Source organism: Lentzea sp. NPDC037011 (assembly GCF_055607425.1).
Genome location: NZ_JBVJRT010000001.1, coordinates 527,470 through 548,809 on the forward strand (window position 1 = coordinate 527,470; position 21,340 = coordinate 548,809).

The 21,340-nt window shown below is 65.9% G+C and carries 19 protein-coding genes and 1 tRNA gene; 12 read left to right on the top strand and 8 right to left on the bottom strand.

The features are described from left to right. Window positions 1–511: 511 nt before the first annotated feature. On the bottom strand, window positions 512–3,700 hold the full coding sequence (locus ACZ7CH_RS02670; RefSeq protein WP_470373023.1) for a COR domain-containing protein: 3,189 nt from the start codon (window positions 3,698–3,700) through the stop codon (window positions 512–514). Between the two features lie 195 nt (window positions 3,701–3,895). On the opposite strand from ACZ7CH_RS02670, the gene ACZ7CH_RS02675 reads away from it, so the two are divergent. Beyond that, window positions 3,896–4,462: an HD domain-containing protein gene (locus ACZ7CH_RS02675; RefSeq protein WP_470373024.1), complete on the top strand. Its 567-nt coding sequence runs from the start codon at window positions 3,896–3,898 to the stop codon at window positions 4,460–4,462. On the opposite strand, the gene ACZ7CH_RS02680 is transcribed toward ACZ7CH_RS02675, so the two are convergent. Next, complete coding sequence (locus ACZ7CH_RS02680) at window positions 4,447–4,920, bottom strand: NUDIX hydrolase (protein WP_470373025.1); 474 nt, start codon at window positions 4,918–4,920, stop codon at window positions 4,447–4,449. The two genes, ACZ7CH_RS02675 and ACZ7CH_RS02680, sit on opposite strands and share 16 nt — an antisense overlap. A gap of 10 nt (window positions 4,921–4,930) precedes the next feature. Beyond that, window positions 4,931–5,674 carry a DUF5919 domain-containing protein gene (locus ACZ7CH_RS02685; protein WP_470373184.1) on the bottom strand — a complete coding sequence of 248 codons (744 nt, stop codon included), beginning with the start codon at window positions 5,672–5,674 and terminating at the stop codon, window positions 4,931–4,933. Between the two features lie 227 nt (window positions 5,675–5,901). Between ACZ7CH_RS02685 and ACZ7CH_RS02690 the strand changes: the two genes are divergently transcribed. Genes ACZ7CH_RS02690 through ACZ7CH_RS02705 form a run of 4 tightly spaced genes read left to right on the top strand, consistent with a single transcriptional unit; the run spans window position 5,902 to window position 6,998 of the window. Next, complete coding sequence (locus ACZ7CH_RS02690) at window positions 5,902–6,288, top strand: plasmid replication, integration and excision activator (RefSeq protein ID WP_470373026.1); 387 nt, start codon at window positions 5,902–5,904, stop codon at window positions 6,286–6,288. Beyond that, window positions 6,285–6,491, top strand: coding sequence for a hypothetical protein (locus tag ACZ7CH_RS02695; RefSeq protein ID WP_470373027.1), 207 nt, complete (start codon window positions 6,285–6,287; stop codon window positions 6,489–6,491). The genes ACZ7CH_RS02690 and ACZ7CH_RS02695 overlap by 4 nt, the downstream gene beginning before the upstream one ends. Further along, window positions 6,491–6,751 carry a hypothetical protein gene (locus ACZ7CH_RS02700; protein WP_470373028.1) on the top strand — a complete coding sequence of 87 codons (261 nt, stop codon included), beginning with the start codon at window positions 6,491–6,493 and terminating at the stop codon, window positions 6,749–6,751. The genes ACZ7CH_RS02695 and ACZ7CH_RS02700 overlap by 1 nt, the downstream gene beginning before the upstream one ends. Further along, entirely contained in the window at window positions 6,738–6,998 is a 261-nt protein-coding gene (locus ACZ7CH_RS02705; RefSeq protein ID WP_470373029.1) for an AMED_5909 family protein, read from the top strand. The genes ACZ7CH_RS02700 and ACZ7CH_RS02705 overlap by 14 nt, the downstream gene beginning before the upstream one ends. Before the next feature lie 191 nt (window positions 6,999–7,189). Here the strand turns inward: ACZ7CH_RS02705 and ACZ7CH_RS02710 are convergent. After that, a tRNA-Lys gene (locus tag ACZ7CH_RS02710) sits at window positions 7,190–7,265 on the bottom strand. A gap of 202 nt (window positions 7,266–7,467) precedes the next feature. Between ACZ7CH_RS02710 and ACZ7CH_RS02715 the strand changes: the two genes are divergently transcribed. The 3 genes from ACZ7CH_RS02715 (at window position 7,468) to ACZ7CH_RS02725 (ending at window position 10,770) form a co-directional block, all read left to right on the top strand. After that, the gene (locus tag ACZ7CH_RS02715) at window positions 7,468–8,538 is read left to right on the top strand and encodes an aldo/keto reductase (RefSeq protein WP_470373030.1); all 1,071 of its coding nucleotides are present in this window, start codon (window positions 7,468–7,470) and stop codon (window positions 8,536–8,538) included. A gap of 97 nt (window positions 8,539–8,635) precedes the next feature. Then, complete coding sequence (locus ACZ7CH_RS02720; protein ID WP_470373031.1) at window positions 8,636–9,748, top strand: serine hydrolase domain-containing protein; 1,113 nt, start codon at window positions 8,636–8,638, stop codon at window positions 9,746–9,748. Further along, window positions 9,745–10,770: a serine hydrolase domain-containing protein gene (locus ACZ7CH_RS02725; RefSeq protein WP_360396831.1), complete on the top strand. Its 1,026-nt coding sequence runs from the start codon at window positions 9,745–9,747 to the stop codon at window positions 10,768–10,770. The genes ACZ7CH_RS02720 and ACZ7CH_RS02725 overlap by 4 nt, the downstream gene beginning before the upstream one ends. On the opposite strand, the gene ACZ7CH_RS02730 is transcribed toward ACZ7CH_RS02725, so the two are convergent. Then, the gene (locus ACZ7CH_RS02730) at window positions 10,771–11,679 is read right to left on the bottom strand and encodes a CobW family GTP-binding protein (RefSeq protein WP_470373032.1); all 909 of its coding nucleotides are present in this window, start codon (window positions 11,677–11,679) and stop codon (window positions 10,771–10,773) included. 15 nt (window positions 11,680–11,694) lie between these two features. Next, a complete protein-coding gene (locus ACZ7CH_RS02735) occupies window positions 11,695–12,510 on the bottom strand; it encodes an LLM class F420-dependent oxidoreductase (RefSeq protein WP_360396835.1) in 816 nt (271 codons plus the stop codon). Between the two features lie 96 nt (window positions 12,511–12,606). On the opposite strand from ACZ7CH_RS02735, the gene ACZ7CH_RS02740 reads away from it, so the two are divergent. From ACZ7CH_RS02740 to ACZ7CH_RS02750, 3 genes are read left to right on the top strand one after another with little or no spacing between them, the layout of a single operon-like run. Then, window positions 12,607–13,134 (top strand): hypothetical protein, encoded by a 528-nt coding sequence (locus ACZ7CH_RS02740; protein ID WP_458430077.1) that lies wholly within the window; start codon window positions 12,607–12,609, stop codon window positions 13,132–13,134. A 1-nt stretch (window position 13,135) separates the two neighbouring features. Further along, on the top strand, window positions 13,136–15,061 hold the full coding sequence (locus ACZ7CH_RS02745; RefSeq protein ID WP_360396839.1) for a flotillin family protein: 1,926 nt from the start codon (window positions 13,136–13,138) through the stop codon (window positions 15,059–15,061). Next, window positions 15,058–19,476, top strand: coding sequence for a DNA repair ATPase (locus tag ACZ7CH_RS02750; RefSeq protein ID WP_470373033.1), 4,419 nt, complete (start codon window positions 15,058–15,060; stop codon window positions 19,474–19,476). The genes ACZ7CH_RS02745 and ACZ7CH_RS02750 overlap by 4 nt, the downstream gene beginning before the upstream one ends. On the opposite strand, the gene ACZ7CH_RS02755 is transcribed toward ACZ7CH_RS02750, so the two are convergent. Beyond that, on the bottom strand, window positions 19,473–19,982 hold the full coding sequence (locus ACZ7CH_RS02755) for a hypothetical protein (protein WP_470373034.1): 510 nt from the start codon (window positions 19,980–19,982) through the stop codon (window positions 19,473–19,475). The genes ACZ7CH_RS02750 and ACZ7CH_RS02755 overlap by 4 nt on opposite strands. A 72-nt stretch (window positions 19,983–20,054) precedes the next feature. Further along, window positions 20,055–20,465: a PPOX class F420-dependent oxidoreductase gene (locus tag ACZ7CH_RS02760; RefSeq protein WP_360396842.1), complete on the bottom strand. Its 411-nt coding sequence runs from the start codon at window positions 20,463–20,465 to the stop codon at window positions 20,055–20,057. 34 nt (window positions 20,466–20,499) lie between these two features. Here ACZ7CH_RS02760 and ACZ7CH_RS02765 point away from each other — a divergent pair, with 34 nt between their 5' ends. Then, window positions 20,500–21,315 carry an oxygenase MpaB family protein gene (locus ACZ7CH_RS02765; RefSeq protein WP_470373035.1) on the top strand — a complete coding sequence of 272 codons (816 nt, stop codon included), beginning with the start codon at window positions 20,500–20,502 and terminating at the stop codon, window positions 21,313–21,315. Window positions 21,316–21,340 lie beyond the last annotated feature (25 nt).

A 21,340-nucleotide genomic window follows, 5' to 3' on the forward strand; every position in this document is an offset into this window, starting at 1 on the left:
CTTCTCGACTTCTGTCGTCGTTTTGTGAGGGTTAAGTATGGGTTGATCTTGGTGTCCTGGACCCGCTCACACCCCTGCCATCATCCCGACACTGAGCCTCGAACGCGGCCGGTGGCGTCGGGTCAAGGTAACTCGTTCCAGCCTTGACGCGACGTTGCCGGCCGTTGTCATGCTCGCGGTGTCGGGGTGGCTCGGCCTGATGCTCGTCGAGCTTTTCGCGGCTTCGTCTGGGCCTCTTCGGTGGCAAGGCGGCGCAGCCGTCGCGGCAGTCGAGCGCCGTGCCCAGCCGGCCTGTGGTGACTGCGCTGGCGCTCGTCGGGAGTCGGGGACGCATCAGGCCTCGGGGTCGGATGCGCCGTCAGCTGCTGCCTGACGTCCGGCGCGCAGCGCCGCCCGACCGACCGGCGGAGCGAAGCGGATGCCGGGAGTGTCGGGATGGATGCTGGCGCAGCAACACACCGCACGCGCCGGCGTGGCGGCGCCTTGATCCTGTAGAGCCATATTCGGCAGATTAGATCGAAGGCAAGCCAGGATCATATTCGCGGTAGTGTTCCGGGCATACCCAGAGGTAATCGCCTGCCGGGCTGAGTGTCCGTCGTAGATCTCCGTACGCGGCTTCGGCGTCCAACTTCATCAGCAGAATCCGAAAGGCCCGCAAGGCCGCTCCCTGTGGCTTTGTCATTGCGTTCTTACCGGTGTGTGAGTCCAATGGATCCTCTGGAAGTTTCTCCGCCAGAATCTTCATCAAATCAAGATCTGCTTTCGCGCTTTTCAGCGCATCGTCGCTCATGGAGGCCGCATAGGCCGTGACGCCGATGGGCACAGCAATCCGAAGGAACTTTGTAAGGTAATTCACGTACGGTGCGACCGACTGAAGCCAGCTCTTCGGGGGGTGAAAACTGTACGTCGCTTCTTCCTGCGGATGCTCGCTTCCTGGCTCCTCGCACCATAGAACCATCTTGTATTTCTCCGTAGGACTCAACTTTCTCATCGCGAACGAGCGATCTTCAGGGGTGAGTGTGAAGTACCTGGGACAGTCGGTGACCTCTTTGTCTAGAACTTTTAGAACCGTCCGCGCGTAGCGGGCTGTTTCTGATGAGCTTGCCTCTACCGATAGCAGTCGTGATGAAATCTTCTGCATACCTTCCAGAAGCTGATCGATTGGTGCTGCGAGACGCCCGAATCCAGTAAGCAGAATGTTGACATCGCTCCAGCCGGCACATGCATTGCAGATTATTCGAGGTTCGCTTCTCTCTCGAAACTTTTGGAGAATTTTGAACGGAAATAGCCCGCTGCACGCAGTAGCGTCCTCGGTTATCTGTTGGCATGGGACCAGGAAATCATATGAGAGGCCTCTCCAGCGCAACTGGATGAGCTCTTCAATTCCGTCCCTCAGAACATGGAAAAAGTAGTCAGGTGCAGGCCCGATTACTGTCAATCGAAGATCGCGGTTGTTGTCGGCTAGTTCGAGCACCGCTTGAGATGCGTACTTTTTGTATTCGAGTAGAACTCCGCGTCTCCAATGCAGCCCGGTTGAGAAGCGGTGATTGCGAACTGTCAGCCACGCAATCAACCCCGGCGCCTCTTCGGCCGTTTGGCAAACTGCGCGCATCCGTCGGCGACCATGAAAGCTCGGCGCGCCATCCTGCCAAACGTTCTTGGGGCGTTCGTAAGGCACAAGTTGAGCTACTAGGCTTGCGCTATCGTCAGTGAGGCGATAAGAGACGTCGAACTTCTCCATAAGTCTCAGAAAGTACGGGTGGAGCTTTGCGTCGTACTGAATCTTTTCGGACTTGTCGGACCAAATGTTCTGTAGACGCCCGTGCTGCAACACGCCGCCATTAGCGCGTGTTGGCTCATCCTCTAGCACATATCCGATTGCCTTCGTGAGCCATTCCGGTTGGAGAACGACGATGTCACGCAGGCCGTCGTCGTCTCCATAGTGGATGATGTGGCCGAGATCATGGAGTAGGGAGCTGAGAGTTTCGGTTTCTGCTTCATCAAGACCATGAGCTGCGCAGATCCGTTCGAACATCATCCGAGATATTTGCGGTCCGTCTTGATGTTTGATCTCATCACGCGCATCAATCCAACTCTGGCTTATCAGCTCCCCCATCTGCGGAAGCTTCGATGCATGGTTAGCGATGGAAGTTCGTAGAGCGTCGATACCTCGTCCGGATCCGCTATCGACTTCGTGATATCCCACGAGAAGATTGGGGAACTTTGCTCTTAGGTATTCGAAGTCGAACTCTGGTCTTCTTTCGTCTGCGTGAGTGGCAACGATCAGTATTCTTGCGTGGTCGCCGACACGAAGGCGGATCCGCCTGCACCAAGCTTCCACACTATTCTCTTCATGCCCCTCGCGCGGCTTCCATACGAGTATGTAAAGCGCGCGCTTCGAGAAGAAGAACTGATGAGTTATTCGGTATACCTCCTGTCCGCCGAAGTCCCATGAGTTCAACTTGAGGGTTTGAGCAAACTGAGGATGGTCAAGCGTGAGTCCGTTGATCTCAATACCGTGGGTGGTAGGACGGTTTTCTAGGAAGTCATCTCCCCGGAGAGCGGCGATGAGCGATGATTTACCAACACCGCCTTCGCCCACAAGCAGGACTTTAGCTTCGTAATGAGGAGTTCCGTCTCCTAGACTGCGTAGATAGGTGAGAAGTGCCGGGACGCCTCTTGCGACTAGACTTGGAAGTGGCTCGACAAGCGGGTTGCCGCTTAGGTCTATTTGTACATTTTCGGGAAGATTCCCGAGTTCCTTGGGCAAAGTCTTGATCTGGTTCCCGGACAAATCTAGATGTTCAAGACTGCTCAGTTTGCCAATCTCGGCCGGAATAGATGTTAGTTCATTGTGGGAAACATCAAGATTGCGCAGGCCGCGGAGTTTTCCTATCTGGCTAGGGAGGAGCTTTAGTTGGTTTCCCGACAAGTGAAGGTCTTGAAGTTCCTGTAGCCATTGTATGCTTGGAGGTAGAGATCGTAGGGTGTTCTCGGCAAAGTTCGCGAACTTGAGCTTATGCAGTCTTCCAATTGATACAGGTAGTCGAGAGATAGAATTGGCGGACAAGTCGAGAGACTCTAGATCATTAATTTCACCTATTTCTTCGGGAATATCTGTGAGCTCGTTATCGGCTAGATTCAGGCTGTTTAGTGCGCGCAACTTGCCGATCTGGCGCGAGATCGATCGCAAGTGGTTGGAAGTGAGGGAAAGCTCTCCGAGATTTACTAGGTGAAACAGGCTTTCGGGTAGCTCCTTTATCTTGTTTTCGTTCGCCTCGAATGCGTAGAGGCTCGAAACTCGACCTATGTTAACCGGCAGGCGCGTTATCTTGTTCCCGCTAATGTCGAGCAGTGCCAGGTTTCGAAGTTTGGTAATCTGCTTGGGAAGCTCTGTAAGCTCGTTTCCATAGGCTGATATTGTGGTAATAAAATCCGGGTTGTCGTCGAGGAGTTCGACTGGGAATTTATCGTGGCCTTGAATGCTGATATCTATATTGACTTCTTCATCGTATGGCAAGGAGGACGTTGACTTGTTAGTTGCGGAGCGCTCTTCGTCAGGCCAACTATCGGGGTCTTCGCTCAGGGATGCCGACAAACTCGTTTTCCCTGGATCAATGGCGTGGCTCTCAAGCTCGCTGATTGCTGATTCTGCAAGCTTGTCTGCATCATCGTCGATGAAGGGGTTGTCCGTAGTCATGGCTCCCGGTCCTACCTGAGCTATACGATGGTCTTGCGGGCTTAGCTATACAGGTATGTCGTAGCAGAAGTGCGGCTCGTTACGTTTCTGCGTCCACTCGCTCTGAGCAGCCCTCTGCAACCGGCCATCTCGTTATATTTTTCTGGGCGATCGATGCGCTTTTGTAGTTGTTGCATCGTGCCGTACGCTGGTGGCGTGGATCTAGTTGATTGGGCGACAAAGGTTGCACGGGAAGCGTTGGCGGAGCCGTTGCCGCGCCGCTGGAAACACGTTATAGGGGTAGGTCGCAGAGCGCGGATGGCGGCGCTATTGTTGGATGTGTGCGACCAGCATGTTTTGATTTCATCTGCATTGTTGCACGATATCGGCTATGCGCCGAAAATGGCGAGGTCTGGATTCCATCCTTTGGATGGGGCTCGTTTCCTTGCTGGCATGAAGGTTGATGAGCGGATATGCGCGCTAGTTGCGCATCACTCTTTTGCCTACCTTGAAGCTGAGCTTCGTGGACTTTCATCAGAGCTTGCGAAGTGGTCAGACGAGAGGACTGTGCTGCGGGATGCTCTTTGGTGGGCTGACATGACGACGACGCCCGATGGTCAAGCTACGAACGTCTTCGATCGAATCGAAGAGATTCAGAAGCGCTACGGCCCAGAAGACTTGGTGAGCTTCTTCATTAGGCAAGCTAAGCCTGAACTGGTTGCCGCGGTAGAGCGCACGGAGGAACGGCTACGAGCGGCGGGAGTCGACTACACCGCGAAGTAGGGAGTCGACCGCTTTTCGAACCCGTGCTCGATCCGAAGCCGGATGGACGGGTGGATGTTGAGCGCGCCGAGGTCTCCGCGGCTCACCCAGTGAACTTCGCTGGACTCGTCGCTGGTCCGCAGCTCCCCACCGACCAACCGTGCCCGGAAGCAGATGGAGAACTGCTGCCGCACCTCGCCGTCCGTGTAGGCGATGACGTGCGCGGGGTCGGAGTACACGCCGATGATGTCGACGGGCTCGACGTCGATCCCGGTCTCTTCCTTGACCTCGCGGATGACACTGTGGCCGATGGTCTCGCCGACGTCCTGCGCCCCACCGGGGATCGAGTACAGGTCGTTGTCGGTGCGGCGGATCATCAGCAGCCGGCCTTGCTCGTCCTGCACGAACGCCGTCACCGCCACGACGATGTTGGTGGCTTCCGGTGCGTTCGGGTCGTTGTAGTGATCAGTGCGAGCCATGCCTACCTGCCTACCACTTCGGCGGCTTCGCGCCATCCCAGACGCCCTGGAAGCTCTCGGCGTACGTCTCGAACAAGTCGCCCCCGGACAACCGTCGTAGGTGCAGGACCGGCGCGTGAGCTGCCATGAAGCCGTGCACGTGCGTGTTCACGAGCATCTCGTCATCGAAGCGGTAGATCGAGTTGTAGAGCGTCGTCCCGTGCACGCGGATCTCTACGCCGGGCACCTCGGCCAACGGCTTGTAGACCGCGAGGGCGTTCCGGATCTTCGCGCCAAGCGTGGTCTTGCCGATGCCCTCTTCCTCGCTGCGACGCGCGACTTCCCGACTCGCTGGGTCCCCTAGTAGCAACCTGATCCGCACGCCGCTCTCTGCCTTCTGGCGCAGCGTCTTGATCAGGGCTGGGTTGTCCACCAGGAACATGGCGGCGTAGACGAGGATCGAGATGCTGATCTTGGACTGTTCGATCAGGTGCCCCCAGATGTCGTGCGACACCGCGTGGCGGTGTGCGTAGACCTGGACGACCTCGGACTCGTTGATCTTTTTCTTCTTCTCTGGCGCGACGGCGTCCGGCCAGAGGTAGGTCTCCGTCTCGCGGACCATCGCGGCGATGGCGTGCCGGTGACGTGGGTACGGCGTCCGGTCCTGCGTGATCCACCGTTCGACGGTCTTCGGGTCTACGCCGGTTACCTTGGCGACTTCATCGAAGCCCAAAGTGTTGCGCAGCAACGCATCCCGCAGGCGTTGGTTCGGTATGGCCCACCCTCCGTACAACTAGGGACGACTTCAATGTAGCCGAGACGTCTGTAGTTGTCCTGATGTGTGGTGTTGACGTCCTGCCGATTCGCCGAAAGTCGTAGGTGTCGAAACGTCGGGGAACAGCCCCGACCGGCACAAATGACAGGAGAACGACGATGGCGATCACAGGTGGGAGCAGGCTCCCGGCGGGTCACGACTTCGTGTTCCCGAGGGGTGCGCTCGTGATGAGCGTCGAGCCAGTGCTCAAGTTCCAGTCAGCTGAGGAGCGCACCAAGGGCCTCCCTGTCGAACAGGAGAAGGACAAGGAGACCGGTCAGCTCGTGTGGTCCGTGCTGGTGATCGACCAGGCGGCGGAGCGCAAGACAGACGCGGCGGTCACGGTCAAGATCTCCGCGCCTCACCAGCCGGTGCCGCCGGAGGCGATTCCGGGTACGGACATCCGCCCGGCGATGTTCGAGGGTCTGACGGTCACGCCGTGGATCGACGACAAGGGCTGCCGTGGTGGCCACGTCGGCGAGCGTCACCGCTGCCGGGCGAAGCTGGGTTACAGCCTGCGCGCCACCGGCATGAAGGCGGCCGTCGCGTCCAAGTCAGCACCCAAGGCGGCGTGACCGTGGCCGACTTGATGCGCCTGCACCTGACGGCGAACCTGCCGATCCGGGTGGAACCGCTCGTCTTCGCTGGACGGGTTGAGTTCCGGTTGGGCAACGCGTTTCCGGCCGTCCTGGTGGTCGACGCGGAGGCACTGCCTCGCCTTGCTGAGGCGGTCGCCGAAGGACAGGCAGCTCTCGATGCGGCTCGGGGTGGTCGGTGATGGGGTTCAACGCCACCTGCACGCCTGGTCAGGACGCGGGCGCGGCCATGGTCCGGGTGACGCCGGAGGTCCCGGCGCTGGCCATCTACCTCGACCCGGTCAACATCGCGATCCAGCTCCCGCCCTTCCCCGGTGATTCAGACGTGCTGATGCGGTTCTGCCGCGAGTTGTCGCGGGAGGCAGCCAAGCTGGCTGACCACCTCGGCAACCAGGAGGGGCGTCACGCGCTCGCGGAGGAGGCTCCCGATGTCCGCGGCTGAGGCCATGCACTGGGGAGTCGCTGAGCAGGTCCGGACGCTGAGCGAGGCGCACGACGTGCTGAGCAAGCTCATGCCCAACCCCAAGGCCGCTCCCGCCGTCCTGCGGGACTACTACCTCCGCTCGGCCGCTGTTTACGCGCGGGTCGCCGAGACCGATCGCAGTCACCACCACGAAGCCGTCTACTGGGCGAACCGTGAGCGCGAGAAGGGGGAGGCGATCAAGGTCACCGCGACGGAAAAGAAGTAGCAACATCCTTGATGGCGCAGAACACCTACATGGAACGGGAGACGGTCAACCGGCGGGCCGCTGACGCTCTGGAGACGCGCTCGGAGGGCCGAAAGAGGAAGACGGCGAAGTTGAATGACCAGCGGTTTTGTGTGGGTTAAGTGTGGGGAGACCCGGCAAAGCGAAACCCCCAGGCCTGTGACCTGGGGGTTTGGTGGGCCGCCAGGGACTCGAACCCTGAACCCGAAGATTAAAAGTCTCCTGCTCTGCCAATTGAGCTAGCAGCCCTCGCCGGCACAGCCTACCGATCGTCATCACGCCATGTCGCTCGGGTTACCCACCTCACGGTTGACACTCCCCACCCACCCGAACGACCGAGCCCAAGCCGAACGAGAGGATCAGGCAAGACCCCAGGAGCATCGTCGTACCGCCGACCACCCCGGCACCGGTTTCATTGGAGCAGCGAAACAGCAGCCCAAGGAGCCAAGAGATGCCGCTCGACCACTACGTCACCCTCGGCCGGTCCGGCCTCCGCGTCAGCCCGTTCGCCCTCGGCGCGATGACCTTCGGCGAGGACCCGGGGTCTGCCGGCTGCAGTGTCGAGGAGGCGGAGAAGATGCTCGACGCCTACCTCGAACGCGGCGGGAACTTCATCGACACGGCCAACTTCTACACCAACGGGCACTCCGAGAAGATCCTCGGCGACTACTTCAGGACCAGGGACCGAGACCGGGTCGTCCTCGCCTCCAAGTTCTTCTTCAACATGCACCCCGGCGACCCGAACGGTGGCGGGGCGGGGCGGAGTGCCGTCCGCAAGCAGCTCGAAGAGACGTTGCGCAGGCTCGGCACGGACTACCTGGACCTCTACTGGCTGCACAACTGGGATCGGAACACCCCGGTCGAGGAGACCATGCGGGTGCTCGACGATCTGGTGGGATCGGGCAAGGTGCGGTACATCGGGTTCTCCAACACGCCTGCCTGGGTCACGGCGCGGGCGCAGACGATGGCCGAGCTCAACCGGTGGACGCCGCTGATCGCGTTGCAGGTCGAGTACTCGCTGTTGGCGCGGACCGTGGAGGGGGAGGTGGCGCCGATGGCGAGGGACCTGGGCATGGCGCTGGTGCCGTGGAGTCCGCTCAAGAACGGGTTCCTGTCGGGCAAGTACCGGCGGGACGGGCGGGTCGGCGACTCGGAACGGGTGAAGTTCGTGGGTGGGCCCGGTGAGGCGGAGTTCCGGGTCATCGACGTGGTGGTGGAGGTTGCCGAGGAGGTCGGTGCCTCGGCCGCGGCGGTGTCGTTGGCGTGGCTCAGGCAGCGGGCGGGGACGGTGGTGCCGATCATCGGTGCGCGCCGGCTGGAGCACCTGGAGAGCAACCTTGAGGAGGTCGTTCTCGGTGAGGAGCAGCTCCGCAGGCTGGACGAGGTGTCCGCGCCGGAGTTGGGTTACCCGGCGCCGTTGCACGGGGAGTTGCGGGCCATGTTGCAGTTCGCGGGTGCCACGGTCGACGGGGAGGCGTCCACCGTCTACCCGCCGCTGCTCCTGAGCGACGTCCGGTACTAGGTGGAGCAGGCTCTACCTGATCAACGGCAGTGTGCCTGACTGTGTGCGCGGCGCGGAATTGGAATCGTCTTCCTCAAGCCGAACGAGGGGACGAACGATGAAGAAGACGCTGGTAGGAGTGTTGGCGGCGGCCATGCTGTGCAGTGGGACGGCCATGGCCACGCCGGCGGGGCAGGTGCAGAAGCAGCTCGACGGGCTGGCCAAGGAGTTCCCGGCGGCGCTGGCGACGACGACCGACGCGCACGGCAGGGCGACCGCGTACACCGCGGGGACGGCCGAGTTGAACAAGCGGGTGCCGGTGCCGAAGAACGGGCAGGTGCGGGCCGGGTCCAACACCAAGGCGTTCGTCGCCGTCGTGATCATGCAGCTGGTGGCCGAGGGCAAGGTCGAGCTGGACGTGCCGGTCACGAGGTACCTGCCGGGCGCCATCAAGGACGACCGGATCACGGTGCGGCAGCTGCTCAACCACACCAGCGGGCTCGCGAACTACACGGGCTTCCTGGGGCTCGAGAAGTTCGAGGACGTGCGGCACCGGTACTTCGAGCCGTACGAGCTCCTGGCCGTCGCGAACCAGCAGCCGCCGACGCACCAGCCGGGGGAGAAGTTCAAGTACAGCAACACGAACTACGTGCTGCTGGGGCTCATCGCGCAGAAGTTCACCGGGCGGCCGATCGCGGAGAACGTCGACCAGCGGATCGTGCAGAAGCTCAAGCTCAAGGACACCTACTGGCCTGGCCAGGGTGAGCAGGGCATCCGCGGCAAGCACGCCAAGGGGTACGACCGCGTCAAGGGCGTGCCCACCGACGTCACCGAGATGGACCCGTCGTGGGGCTGGGCCGCCGGGCAGATCGTCTCGTCCACCAAGGACCTCAACACCTTCTACCAGGCGCTGCTCAAGGGGGACCTGGTTCCCGCCGCGCAGCTGACGGAGATGCAGAAGACCGTCGACACCGCCGGTGAGATGTGGCCGGGTTCGGCGTACGGGCTGGGCATCGCCAGCACGACGCTGAGCTGTGGTGGCAAGTACTGGGGTCACGGCGGTGACATCCACGGGTACGAGACCCGCGGTGGCGTCACGGAGAAGGGCCGTGCGTTCTCGATCGCGGTCACGGCGCTGCCCGGCACGTTCCAGGACACGCCGGAGAAGGGTGCCAAGGCGCACGACCAGATCCTGGCCACTGTGGACAGTGCACTGTGCGGTGCGAAGTGAAGGTCGTCGCGGCCTTAGCCGCCCTCAGCCTCGTCACGCCGATACCGCAGCAGCTCGACCGGATCGTCGAGGACGGCATGCCGGGCGTGGAGATGCACGTCAACGGCAGCAACCACGCGAAGGGCAACGCACCCGTCAACGGGCGGGTGCGGGTCGGCAGCATCACCAAGTCCTTCGTGGCGGTGACGGTCCTGCAGCTGGTCGGCGAGGGCGAGGTCGCGCTCGACGGGCCCGTCAAGAACTACGTCCCGCGCATCGAGGACGAGCGCATCACGGTCCGGCAGGTCCTGCAGCACACCAGCGGCCTGCCCGAGTTCTCGGTCGCGGTGGGCGTCGCGAAGATCGCGGACGTGCGCGACCGGTATTTCGAGCCGTACGAGCTGCTCGACGCGGGGCTCAAGCAGCCCGTGACCGGTGCGCCCGGTGAGAAGTACAGCTACAGCAACACGAACTACGTCGTCGCGGGGCTGCTGGTGCAGAAGGTGACCGGCCGGCCGGTGGCGGAGGAGGTGCAGCGGCGGGTGCTCGACCGGGCCCAGCTGCGCGACACCTACTGGCCGGCGCAGGGCGAGCGGACCATCCGCGGCCGGCACGCCCGCGGGTACGCGCCGGCGGACCTGTTCGACCCGAGGTCGAAGGCGGTCGACGCGACGGAGCTCGACTCGTCCTGGGCCTGGGCGGCGGGTGCGCTCGTCTCCACGCCGCAGGACATCGCCCGGTTCTACCGCTCGCTGCTGCGGGGCGAGCTCCTCCAGAAACCGCAGCTCGACGAGATGCGCAGGACCATCCCGATCGACGACCGGAACGCGGCCGGGCTCGGCTTGGAGAGCACGAAGCTCAGCTGCGGTGGCGTCTACTGGGGCCACGGCGGCACGATCCACGGGTTCTCGTCGTTCGGTGCCGCGACGGACGGCGGGCGCCACACCGCGATCACCGCGACCGCGCTGTTCGGCACCTACGGCGACGCGGAGAAGTCGCTCCAGCAGATGCTCGACGTCGTCGACACCGCGCTCTGCACGTGATCAGCGGGCGTACCGCAACACCCACAGCATCTCCTCGGAGCTGACCGGCTCCAGCGCGACGCACGCGAGCAGCCAGTCGGTCACCGAGTCCGCGTCGATGCCCGTCCCGATCAGCACCAGCTGGGTCGGGGCGGGCTCGACCGGTGTGAACGACACGTACGCGCCGACGGTGTGCAGCATGAAGGTGCCGTGCTCGAACTGCACGAAACCCTTGGCGCGGAACAACCCCGGTGGCCGCGCGGACAGGAAGTCCATGAACAGCCTGGGGTGCAGGGGGTCCTCGGACGTGAACGTCACGGTGTCGTACGCGGCGTGCGCGTGCGTCGAGTGGTCTTCCAGGTCGTCGAACGCCAGCTGGCGCGGGCCCGGGTCCGGTGGCCGCACCTCGAAGAGCAGCGCCGGGTCGATCCGGCCGTACGACACCGCGAGCACCGGTGCCTCGCACGGCAACGACGGCAGCGCGTCCACCCGGTCGACCTTGTTCAGCACCACCAGGTCCGCCAGCGCGAGGTCCCGGTCGAGGTGGTCGACGGCGTCGAGTTCCACGGCGTCGACCACGTAGATCAGCCCGCCGTACGCCACGTCCGGTGCCTGGACCACCATCCTGACCAGCGCGGACGGTTCGGCGAGCCCGGACGCCTCGATGACGATGACGTCCAGGTCCGCCGTGGCGAGCGTGCCCAGCATGTCGGCCAGCTCGGAGCCGTCGACGGCGCAGCACAGGCAGCCGTTCGACAGCGTCACCATCGAGTCGACCTGCGCGGACACCGCGAACGCGTCGATGTTGATCGAGCCGAAGTCGTTGACGACCACGCCGATCCGCGTGCCGCCGGACGTGCGCAGCAGGTGGTTGAGCAGGGTGGTCTTGCCGGCGCCGAGGAAACCGGCCAGGACGACTACGGGGATCACGGCCGTTCAGGCTACCTACCGCAGTGCGATCAGGCTCGCCAGCGCCTCGTCCACCGGCAGGTCGACCGACGAGGGGACCACGATCAGCTGGTCGACGCCGAGGTCCTCGTACTGCCGCACCACCGACGCGTCCAGCGGGGCCGTCGCGAGGACGTCGATCTCCAGCGCGCCGAGCGAGTCGGGTCGTTCGGTCATCGCGGACAGCCTGCGGATCCGCTTGAGGTTGGCCGCCGTCTCCTCCGGCGTGCCGATGCCGATCCACGCGTTGCCGCGGGTCAGCGCCCGCCGCAGCGCACCGTCGCTGGCACCGCCGACCGCGATCCGGGCGTTGGCCGGGCGCGGATGGGCGTCGATGCCGCTGAACGAGACGTGCCTGCCCGAGAACGACGGCGCCGGCGAGTGCCACAGCTCCCGCATCGCGTCGATGTACTCGTCCGTGCGCCGGCCACGGCCCGCGAACGGCACGCCGACCGCGGCGAACTCCTGGTGCAGGTAGCCGGCACCGACACCGAGCGTGAACCGGCCGCCGCTCAGCACGTCCAGTGACGCCACCTGCTTCGCGAGCACCACCGGGTTGCGCTGCGGAAGGATCACGATGCCGGTGCCCAGCTCCAGCCTGGTCGTGGCCGCGGCCACGAAGCTCAGGCTGACCAGCGGGTCGAGCAGCGGCGTGTCCGGTTCCGCCGGCGACGGGTCGGCCTTCGGCGAGGGCAGCACCACGTGCTCCGCCACCCACCACGACCGGTACCCCAGCGCCTCCACCAGCTCGGCCAGCCGACGAGTCTCGGCGGGGGCGATCGCGTCGCCCGTGTTCAGCCCCTGAACCCCCATGTCCATGTTCCCGGCAACGACCGGGTGACAACGATCATTCCCCGAAGTGCAACGAAAACGCCGTTTCGCGCATCAGAGTGGCGAGAGGGGGCGATGATGACCGAGTTCCTGTCCGCCGCGGTGGCCTTCCCGACAGTGCTGTTCAGCGTCCTGGTGCTCCTGGTGCTGGCGTACTGGTTGACGGTCGCGTTGGTGGGCGTGGACTTCGACGCCCCGGTGCTGCCGGTCTCCATCTCGCTGTTCGTCGTGATCACGTGGTTCGCCGCGCTGGTCGGCACGGTGCTGACGCCGGAGAACAAGCTCCGCTACGCCGTCCTGGCCGCAGCGCTGCTCGTCGGCGCGCTCGTCACGAAGGTCGTGCTGATCCCGGTGAAGCGGTGGACGCGACCGGAGAAACCCGCCTCCCGCAACGACTTCGTGGGCCGCACGGCGATCGTGCGGACCGCTCGGGTCACCGGGCACTACGGCCAGGCCGAGGTCACCGCCGACGACGGCGGCACCGCTGTCGTCCAGGTGCGGGCGGCCGAGAGCACGCAGCTGGTCTTCGGGCAGACCGCGCTGATCTTCGACTACGACGCCGAAGGCGAGTTCTTCTGGGTCGTCGACATCTCCACAGGGGGCTGACATGGGTGCAATTTCGACGGGGTTGCTGGTGCTGATCGGGGTGATCGCGGTCGTCCTGCTGATGGCGGTGGTCGTCATCAGCAGGTTGTTCAAGAAGTGCGAGCAGGGCAAGGCGCTCATCGTCTCCAAGATGCGCAAGGTCGACGTGACCTTCACCGGCACCGTGGTCCTCCCGGTGCTGCACAAGTGCGAGACGATGGACATCTCGGTGAAGACCATCGAGATCAAGCGGGCCGGCAACGAGGGCCTGATCTGCAAGGACAACATCCGCGCCGACATCCGCATCACGTTCTTCGTGCGCGTCAACAAGACCGTCGAGGACGTCATCAAGGTCGCGCAGGCGATCGGCACCGAGCGCGCGAGCCACGAGGCCACGCTGCAGGAGCTGTTCAACGCCAAGTTCTCCGAGGCGCTCAAGACCGTCGGCAAGCAGCTCGACTTCGTCGACCTCTACACCCACCGCGACGAGTTCCGCGACCGGATCATCCAGGTCATCGGCACCGACCTGAACGGCTACAGCCTCGAAGACGCCGCGATCGACTACCTGGAGCAGACGCCGCTCAAGCAGCTCGACCCGGCGAACATCCTGGACGCGCAGGGCATCCGCAAGATCACCGAGCTGACCGCGATCGAGCACGTCAAGACCAACGAGTTCACCCGCAACGAGGAGAAGGAGATCACGCGCCAGAACGTCAGCGCGCGTGAGGCGATCCTGGAGCTCGAACGCCGGCAGGCCGACGCGGAGATCAAGCAGAAGCGCGAGATCGAGACCGCCCGCGCCCAGCAGGAGGCGGAGACCCAGAAGGTGCAGGCAGAGGAACGCCTCAAGGCCAACACCGCGTTCATCCGCACCGAGGAGCAGCTCGGCATCCAGACCGAGAACAAGGCCCGCGAGATCGCCGTGGCGGAGAAGAACCGCGAGCGCGTGATCGCCGTCGAGACCGAGCGGATCGAGAAGGACCGCCTGCTGGAGGTCATCGCGCGCGAACGGGAGACCTCGCTGCGCATGATCGAGAAGGACAAGGAGCTCGAGCACGAGCGGCGCGCCATCGCCGACTTGGTGCGCGAGCGGGTCGCGGTCGAGAAGACCGTGGCCGAGCAGGAGGAGAACATCAAGCGGCTGCGCGCGGTCGAGGAGGCCGAGCGCGAGCGGCAGCAGATCATCATCCGGGCCGAGGCCGAGGCGCAGGAGTCGCTGGTCAAGGACATCAAGGCCGCGGAGGCCGCCGAGCAGGCCGCGCAGCACCAGGCCCGCCAGGAGGTGCTGCTCGCGGAGGCCCGCAAGCAGTCCGCCGAGCTCGACGCCACCGCCAAGATCCGGCTCGCCGAGGGCGTGCAGGCGGAGGCCGCCGCGAAGGGCTTGGCCGACGTGCAGGTCAAGGAACGCGACGCCGTCGCGGTGGAGGCGCTGGGCCGCGCGGAGGCCGTCGTCGACCGCGAGAAGGCGCTCGCCGACGCCGAGGGCATCAAGGAACGCCTCAAGGGCGAGGCCGAAGGCCTGTCGCACAAGGCGGAGGCCATGGCCGCCCTCGACACCGCGACCCGCGAGCACGAGGAGTACCGCCTGCGGCTGGAGGCCGAGAAGGAGATCCGGCTCAAGGGCATCGACGTGCAGCGCCAGATCGCCGAGGCGCAGGCCATGGTCCTCGCGGCCGGGCTGGAGAAGGCCGACATCGACATCATCGGCGGCGACACCGTGTTCTTCGACAAGATCGCGAACGCCATCACCGCGGGCAAGCAGGTCGACGGGTTCGTCGGCAACTCCGACGTGGTGCAGGCGCTGGGCGCCAAGTGGATGGACGGGACGAACAACTTCCCGGAGGACCTGACCAAGGTGCTCAGCTCGTTCACCACCGGTGACGCGCAGAACATCGCCGCCGCGATCGCGCTGACCCAGATGGCCAAGAACAACGGCCAGCCCGCATGACAGCTCTCGACGCGGGCACCTACGAGGTGCTCAGAGCCCGGCTGGCCGAACAGGCCGCCGGGCTCGCCCGGAGCACCGAGGCGCTGAACGACCGGCGCGTCGAGACGTTCGGCAGCCAGGCGCTGGAGCTCGTCGCCACCGAACGCATCCGCACCGAGAACAACTGCGTGCCCCGCGACATCGTGCCGCTGGGCGACCAGATGTTGTTCGGCTACAACGTGTTCCTCGGCCTCAAGCCGGAGACCGCGGTCGCGGACGTGTTCGCGGTGCACGGCAAGGACCTCGGCCCGGCCGACGCGGGGTTCCTCGACGATCCGAGGTTCCGCAACGACTTCGCCGAGCTCTACCGGTACTACCGCGAGACCAGGCTGCTGCAGCTGCGGATCGTCGAGTCGCGGTTGCTCGCGGTGTTCCAGACCGGCGCGCGGATCGAGGACATCCGCGTGCTGCGCTGGGACGTCGCGGTCGACGGCACGGTCACCTACCTCGACAACCGCGGTGAACGCGACCACGTCTTCCCGCCCGCGCACGACTTCACGTGGGTCGAGACGACCCGTGAGCAGCACGTGCTCGGCCGGCACCCGCACATCGCCATCGACGGCGAGGTGTTCGTCGAGACCGTCGGCGGCACGCTGACCATCAAGGTCGAGAACAACACCGAGACCGGCGAGGGCATCTACTCCGAACCGGTCGACGAACCGCTGCAGAGCCTCGCCGACGCCGACGTGCACTACGCGCGCGTCGGGCCGTTGCTGCTGCTCAGGGTCCTCCCGTACAAGGAGACCGAGTGGCGGCACCTGGTGTTCAACACGCGCACCAAGGCCGTGGCCCGGCTCGACGGCATCGGCCAGGCCTGCCAGCGGCTGCCCGAGGACCAGGGGATCATCTTCCCCGGCGGCTACTACCTGGTCACCGGTGACGACAAGACGTTCGACGTCGACACCGAGGACCTGGAGTTCGAACGGGTCATCCGCTCCGCCAACGGCGAGGACGTGCTGTACGTCTACCACGCCCGCCGCGAGGGCCGCAGCCTCCTGCTGCCCTACAACGTGATCCGCAAGGAGGTCGCCACCCCGCTGGTGTGCCACGGCTACTCGCTCTTCGCCGACGGCACGCTCGTGGTGTTCCGCGAGACGAGCACCGAACCCGTGCGCGTGCACCCGATGCAGGTGTGGCGCACGCCGTTCGTGGCCGACGAGGTGCTGCCGGAGGAGTCCGGCCCGCTCGCCCGCATCGGCAACGCCGAGCTGGTCCGCGGCATCTCCGACTGCCTGAGCGTGACCCGCATGGCCGCCGGGATGACGCCGACCGCACCGGTGTTCGAGGGCCTGATCGCCCTGTGCACCAGGGTGGTCGACAACGTCCACTGGCTCGCCGAGCTGGGGCTGCGCGACGACGTCGTGGCCGTGCGCGCGACCGCGGAGCAGGTGCTCGACGAGTTCGAGTCGGTCCGCGTGCTCACCGAGAACGCCGCCCAGCAGCTGCACGAGGCCGGTGAGCAGCTCGCGTCGCTGGTCCGGCTGTCCCGCTCGGCCGCGCCGCGGTCGGCCGACGAGTGGGTGCGGTTGCTGGCCGACCTGCGGTCCGCGCAGGGCCGCCTGATCACGTTGCGGGACGTCCGGTACGTCGACCTCGACGACCTGGGCCGCAGGGAGACCGCACTCGTCGAGGCGCTGGCCGACTCGGCCCGCCGTGCCGTCGCGTTCCTCAGCGGTGAGAACGCGTTCGCCCAGTACCACGAGGAGATCGACCGGATCGCGGCCACCGGGCTCGCGACCGCGGCCGAGGCGGGACCGCTGCACGACCGGCTCGCACAGCAGCAGGCCGGTCTGGAGGTGCTGACCGAGGTCGTCAGCACGCTCGACGCCGCCGACACCACGACCCGCACGCAGATCCTGGCCGGCATCGGCGAGGTCCTGGCCGCCGTGAACCGCGCGCGGGCCACTGTGGACGGTCGCAGGCGCGCGCTCGCCGAGGCGGAGGGCCGCGCCGAGTTCGCCGCGGAGTTCGCGCTGCTCGGCCAGGCCGTCACCGGTGCGCTCGCCGTCGCCGCCACACCGCAGAGCTGCGACGACCACCTCGGCCGGCTGCTGCTGCAGCTGGAGAACCTGGAGTCGCGGTTCGCCGAGTTCGACGACTTCCTCGCCCAGGTCGGTGCCAAGCGCACGGACGTCTACGAGGCGTTCTCCGCGCGCAAGCAGACCCTGCTCGACGAACGGGCGCGCAAGGCCGACCGGCTCGTCCAGTCGGCGCAGCGCGTGCTCGGCACCATCCGGCGCCGCGTCGAGAAGCTGACGTCGGTCGACGAGATCAACACCTACTTCGCGGGCGACCCCATGGTCGCCAAGGTCCGCACCGTCGCCACCCAGCTGCGCGAGCTCGGTGACGTGCGGGCCGACGAGCTCGAAGCGGAGCTGCGCGACGCCCGGCAAGAGGGAGGCCGGGCGCTGCGGGACCGCGCCGACCTGTACGACGGCGCGTCGATCGTGCTCGGCAGGCACCGCTTCCCGGTGACGACCGAGCCGATGAACCTGACCCTCGTGCCGCGCGACGGCCGGATGTACTTCGCCGTCACCGGGACCGACTACCGCGGCGAGGTCACCGACCCCGCGTTCGCGGCCACCCGGCCGTTCTGGGACCAGCTGCTGGTCTCCGAGACGCCGGAGGTCTACCGCTCAGAGCACCTGGCCGCGTGCCTGCTCGCCGAGGGCCGCACGGACGTGTCGGTGGCCGCCGCGGAACGCTACGACGAGGGCTACGAGAAGGGCGTCCACGACCACGACGCCGAACGCATCCTCGCTGTCCTGCACCGGTTGCACGCCGGCGCCGGGCTGCTGCGGTACCCGCCGGACGCACGCGCGGAGGCCCAGCTCTTCTGGGCCGCGCAACCGGAGGAGGACCGTGCCGTGTGGACGCGCAAGGCCGAGTCGCTGGCCCGCGCGCGCACGGTGTTCGGTGGCACGCACGGCATCCCGGAGCTGACGGCCCAGTTCGGCATCAGCCCGCTCGCCGCCGAGTACCTGTTCGAAGAACTCGCCTGCGCACCAACGGGTTTCGTCACCAGCAAGGCCGCCCGCACGGTGATCGACCGGTTCCGCGCGGTCGTGGACGAGGACCTGCACGACCGCGACCTGATCGAGGCGTGGCTGCGCGGGTTCCTCGGCGACGAGGACTGCCCCGAGTTCCCCGAGGTGGTCGCGGTGCTGCTCACCGACCTGCCCCGGTACGACTCCAGCGCCGCGCTGAGCGAGACCGTCACCGGCCTGCTCGGCTCCCACCCGCGGGTGCGGGACCAGTCGCTGGACCTGCGCCTGGACGAGGCGCTGACCAGGCTGCGGCGGTTCGGCGGCGAGCACGTGCCGGCGTTCCGGGCCTACCAGCGGCAGCGCGACGAGCTGCTCGCAGGGGAACGCCGGCGGCTGCGGCTCGACGAGTACCGGCCCGCGGTGCTGAACACGTTCGTGCGCAACAGGTTGCTGAACGAGGTGTACCTGCCGCTGATCGGCGACAACCTCGCCAAGCAGCTGAACGACGGCACCGGCCTGCTGATGCTGATCTCCCCGCCGGGCTACGGCAAGACGACGCTGGTCGAGTACGTCGCGAACCGCCTCGGCATGGTGTTCGTCAAGGTCAACGGCCCGGCGCTGGGCAGCGGCGTCACGTCCCTCGACCCGAGCGAGGCACCGAACGCCACGGCCCGCCAGGAGGTCGAGCGGATCAACTTTGCGTTCGCGCTGGGCTCCAACGTCCTCCTGCACCTCGACGACATCCAGCACACCTCACCGGAGCTGCTGCAGAAGTTCATCTCGCTGTGCGACGCCCAGCGCAGGATCGACGGCGTGCAGGACGGCGAGGCACGCACGTTCGACCTGCGCGGCAAGCGGTTCGCCGTCTCCATGGCCGGCAACCCGTACACCGAGACGGGCCGCGCGTTCCGGGTCCCGGACATGCTCGCCAACCGGGCGGACGTGTGGAACCTCGGTGACGTGCTGCACGGCCGCGAGTCCCTCTTCGCGTTGAGCTACCTGGAGAACGCGTCCTCGGCCAACCCGACGCTCGCGGGCGTGGACGTGGAACCGCTGGTGCGCCTCGCCTCCGGCCAGGACGTCAAGACCGGCCACGACACGGTGCAGCTCGACCGGATGCTGTCCGTGCTGCGGAAGCTGCAACGCGTCCAGGAAGTCGTGCTCAGGGTGAACCAGGCGTACATCGCCTCGGCGGCCGGCGCGGACGGCGAACCGTTCCTGCTGCAGGGCAGCTACCGCAACATGAACCGGATGGCCGCGCGGGTCGTGCCGGCGATGAACGACGCCGAGGTGGAGGCGTTGATCGACGACCACTACCTGGGCGAGGCGCAGCTGCTCGGCTCACGCGCCGAGTCGAACCTGCGCAGGTTGCGGGAGCTGAAGGGCTAGCACTTCGGCGCGTTGAGCCTGCGCCCGTCGGGGCCGCGGACCTCGACCGGGCGAAGGCGGTGGTCGTCGAGGAACTTGCACAGCTCCTTGGGCGACATCGGCCACGGCAGGCAGCGCTCGAAGTCCTTCTCGACCAGCTTGTCGAAGTACTCGGCGTCGCAGCGCAGCAGGTCCAGCAGCGGCGGACCCGGCTGCGGTGGCGGTGGCGGGGGCCGGTGACCGCGGTCGGGCGGTCCAGGGCGGTGCGGTGCGTCCCCCGGCGGTGGGGGCGGCGGCGGAGGTGGTGGTGGCGGAGGCGGCACGTGGGTGTCGAGCACCACGGGGCCGATGGCGACCAGGGTCGTGGTGGCCGACGCGATCACGGTCGCGGGCGGCGGAGGTGGCGGTGCGACGAGGCGGATGTCCACGGGACGGTCCGGCGGCGCGGTGATCAGTGCCGTGACCAGGGCGGCACCGAGCATCGCCACCGCGGCTGTGAAGTAGCCGCGGCGTCTGGCACCACTCATCGCGCTCCCCAGGTCCGGATGACGTGTCCGCTGCCGTCCCCGTGGAATCGTTGTGCCCGCTAACGGTGTTACTCAGCCCGTCCGGTCCGGTCCGGCGGTGGTCAGCGCGATGCGCAGCACGACCCGCTGTTCGCGTTCCATCGAAGCGCGGTACTCGTCCCAGTCGGGGTGCTCGCCGGAGATCGTGCGGTAGTACTCGACCAGCAGGTCCATCGCCTCGGGCAGCGGCACGACCGTCGCCGTTCCCGCGATCTGGATCCACCGCCCGAAGAAGCTGTCCGGCAGCACGCACAGCCACACGCGCGGATCCCGTTGCACCTGCTTGGTCTTGTACGCGGTCGCGCGCGTCGAGACGAGCACGTCGCCGTTGTCGTCCAGTGCCACGAGCACCGGTGACATCGACGGCGTCCCGTCGGACTTCATCGCGCTGAACACCGCGCGGTGCTGGCTGCGGAGCACGTCCCGTGCCTGGTCGAGGTCCATGGCTTTCATCTTGGCCAGGCGCGACGATGCTCGCATGCTCGATGCGAACACGGTCAGCTGGCAGCTGCACGCGGACCCGATGATGTGGATCGCCGGGATCGCGAGCCTCTACCTCCAGGCGCTGCACCCGAAGGCGGTCGCGGGTGTCGTCCAGAACTCGAACTTCCAGGCCGACCCGCTCGGCCGGCTCAAGCGCACGGCGGACTTCGTCGGGCTCGGCGTCTACGGCACCGGCGAGGAGATCGCCGCCGCCGCGGCACGGGTCCGCGCCACGCACCGCAGCCTGCGCGCGACCGACCACGAGGGCAGGACGTTCCGGGTGGACGAACCGGAACTGCTGCTGTGGGTGCACTGTTCGGAAGTGCACTGCTTCGAGACGGTGCTCGACCGCGCGGGCTACGGCCTCACGGACCGGCAGAAGGACCGGTACTACGCCGAACAGCGGTTCGCGGCCACGCTGGTGGGCCTGCACGAGGAGGACGTGCCCGGCTCACGCGGGGAGATGGCCGAGTACCTCGACTCGATGCGGTCGTCGTTGCGCCGCACCGCGGACTCCGAGGTGATCTACGAGTTCCTCCACGGCCCGCCCGTCAAGGGGTGGCTTCGTCACGGCCTGCCCCTCTACCGCGTGCTGGTCGGTCATCTGGCGTACTCCGTGCTCCCCGAATGGGCGGTGGAGCTGCACGGGCACGAGCCGTACGCCAACCCGGACCGGTGGTTGCGGGTGTTGCGCCGAACAGCACTCCTGGTGCCGGGCAAGATCCGCAGGATGGCACCGCCCGGACACCTGCGCCGTGCCGTGGAACGTGAGGGGCGTCATGTGACACCCAGCAGGGCGCGACTGCCGTAGTTGTCACACATCACAGTTGATAATC

Coding starts and splice junctions, on each gene's coding strand:
- ACZ7CH_RS02750 (WP_470373033.1), top strand. CDS start 15,058: ATGACAGCTCTCGACGCGGGCACCTACGAGGTGCTCAGAGCCCGGCTG.
- ACZ7CH_RS02680 (WP_470373025.1), bottom strand. CDS start 4,920: ATGGCTCGCACTGATCACTACAACGACCCGAACGCACCGGAAGCCACC.
- ACZ7CH_RS02755 (WP_470373034.1), bottom strand. CDS start 19,982: ATGAGTGGTGCCAGACGCCGCGGCTACTTCACAGCCGCGGTGGCGATG.
- ACZ7CH_RS02690 (WP_470373026.1), top strand. CDS start 5,902: ATGAGCGTCGAGCCAGTGCTCAAGTTCCAGTCAGCTGAGGAGCGCACC.
- ACZ7CH_RS02700 (WP_470373028.1), top strand. CDS start 6,491: ATGGGGTTCAACGCCACCTGCACGCCTGGTCAGGACGCGGGCGCGGCC.
- ACZ7CH_RS02715 (WP_470373030.1), top strand. CDS start 7,468: ATGCCGCTCGACCACTACGTCACCCTCGGCCGGTCCGGCCTCCGCGTC.
- ACZ7CH_RS02720 (WP_470373031.1), top strand. CDS start 8,636: ATGAAGAAGACGCTGGTAGGAGTGTTGGCGGCGGCCATGCTGTGCAGT.
- ACZ7CH_RS02765 (WP_470373035.1), top strand. CDS start 20,500: ATGCTCGATGCGAACACGGTCAGCTGGCAGCTGCACGCGGACCCGATG.
- ACZ7CH_RS02735 (WP_360396835.1), bottom strand. CDS start 12,510: ATGGGGGTTCAGGGGCTGAACACGGGCGACGCGATCGCCCCCGCCGAG.
- ACZ7CH_RS02705 (WP_470373029.1), top strand. CDS start 6,738: ATGTCCGCGGCTGAGGCCATGCACTGGGGAGTCGCTGAGCAGGTCCGG.
- ACZ7CH_RS02745 (WP_360396839.1), top strand. CDS start 13,136: ATGGGTGCAATTTCGACGGGGTTGCTGGTGCTGATCGGGGTGATCGCG.
- ACZ7CH_RS02740 (WP_458430077.1), top strand. CDS start 12,607: ATGACCGAGTTCCTGTCCGCCGCGGTGGCCTTCCCGACAGTGCTGTTC.
- ACZ7CH_RS02760 (WP_360396842.1), bottom strand. CDS start 20,465: ATGGACCTCGACCAGGCACGGGACGTGCTCCGCAGCCAGCACCGCGCG.
- ACZ7CH_RS02670 (WP_470373023.1), bottom strand. CDS start 3,700: ATGACTACGGACAACCCCTTCATCGACGATGATGCAGACAAGCTTGCA.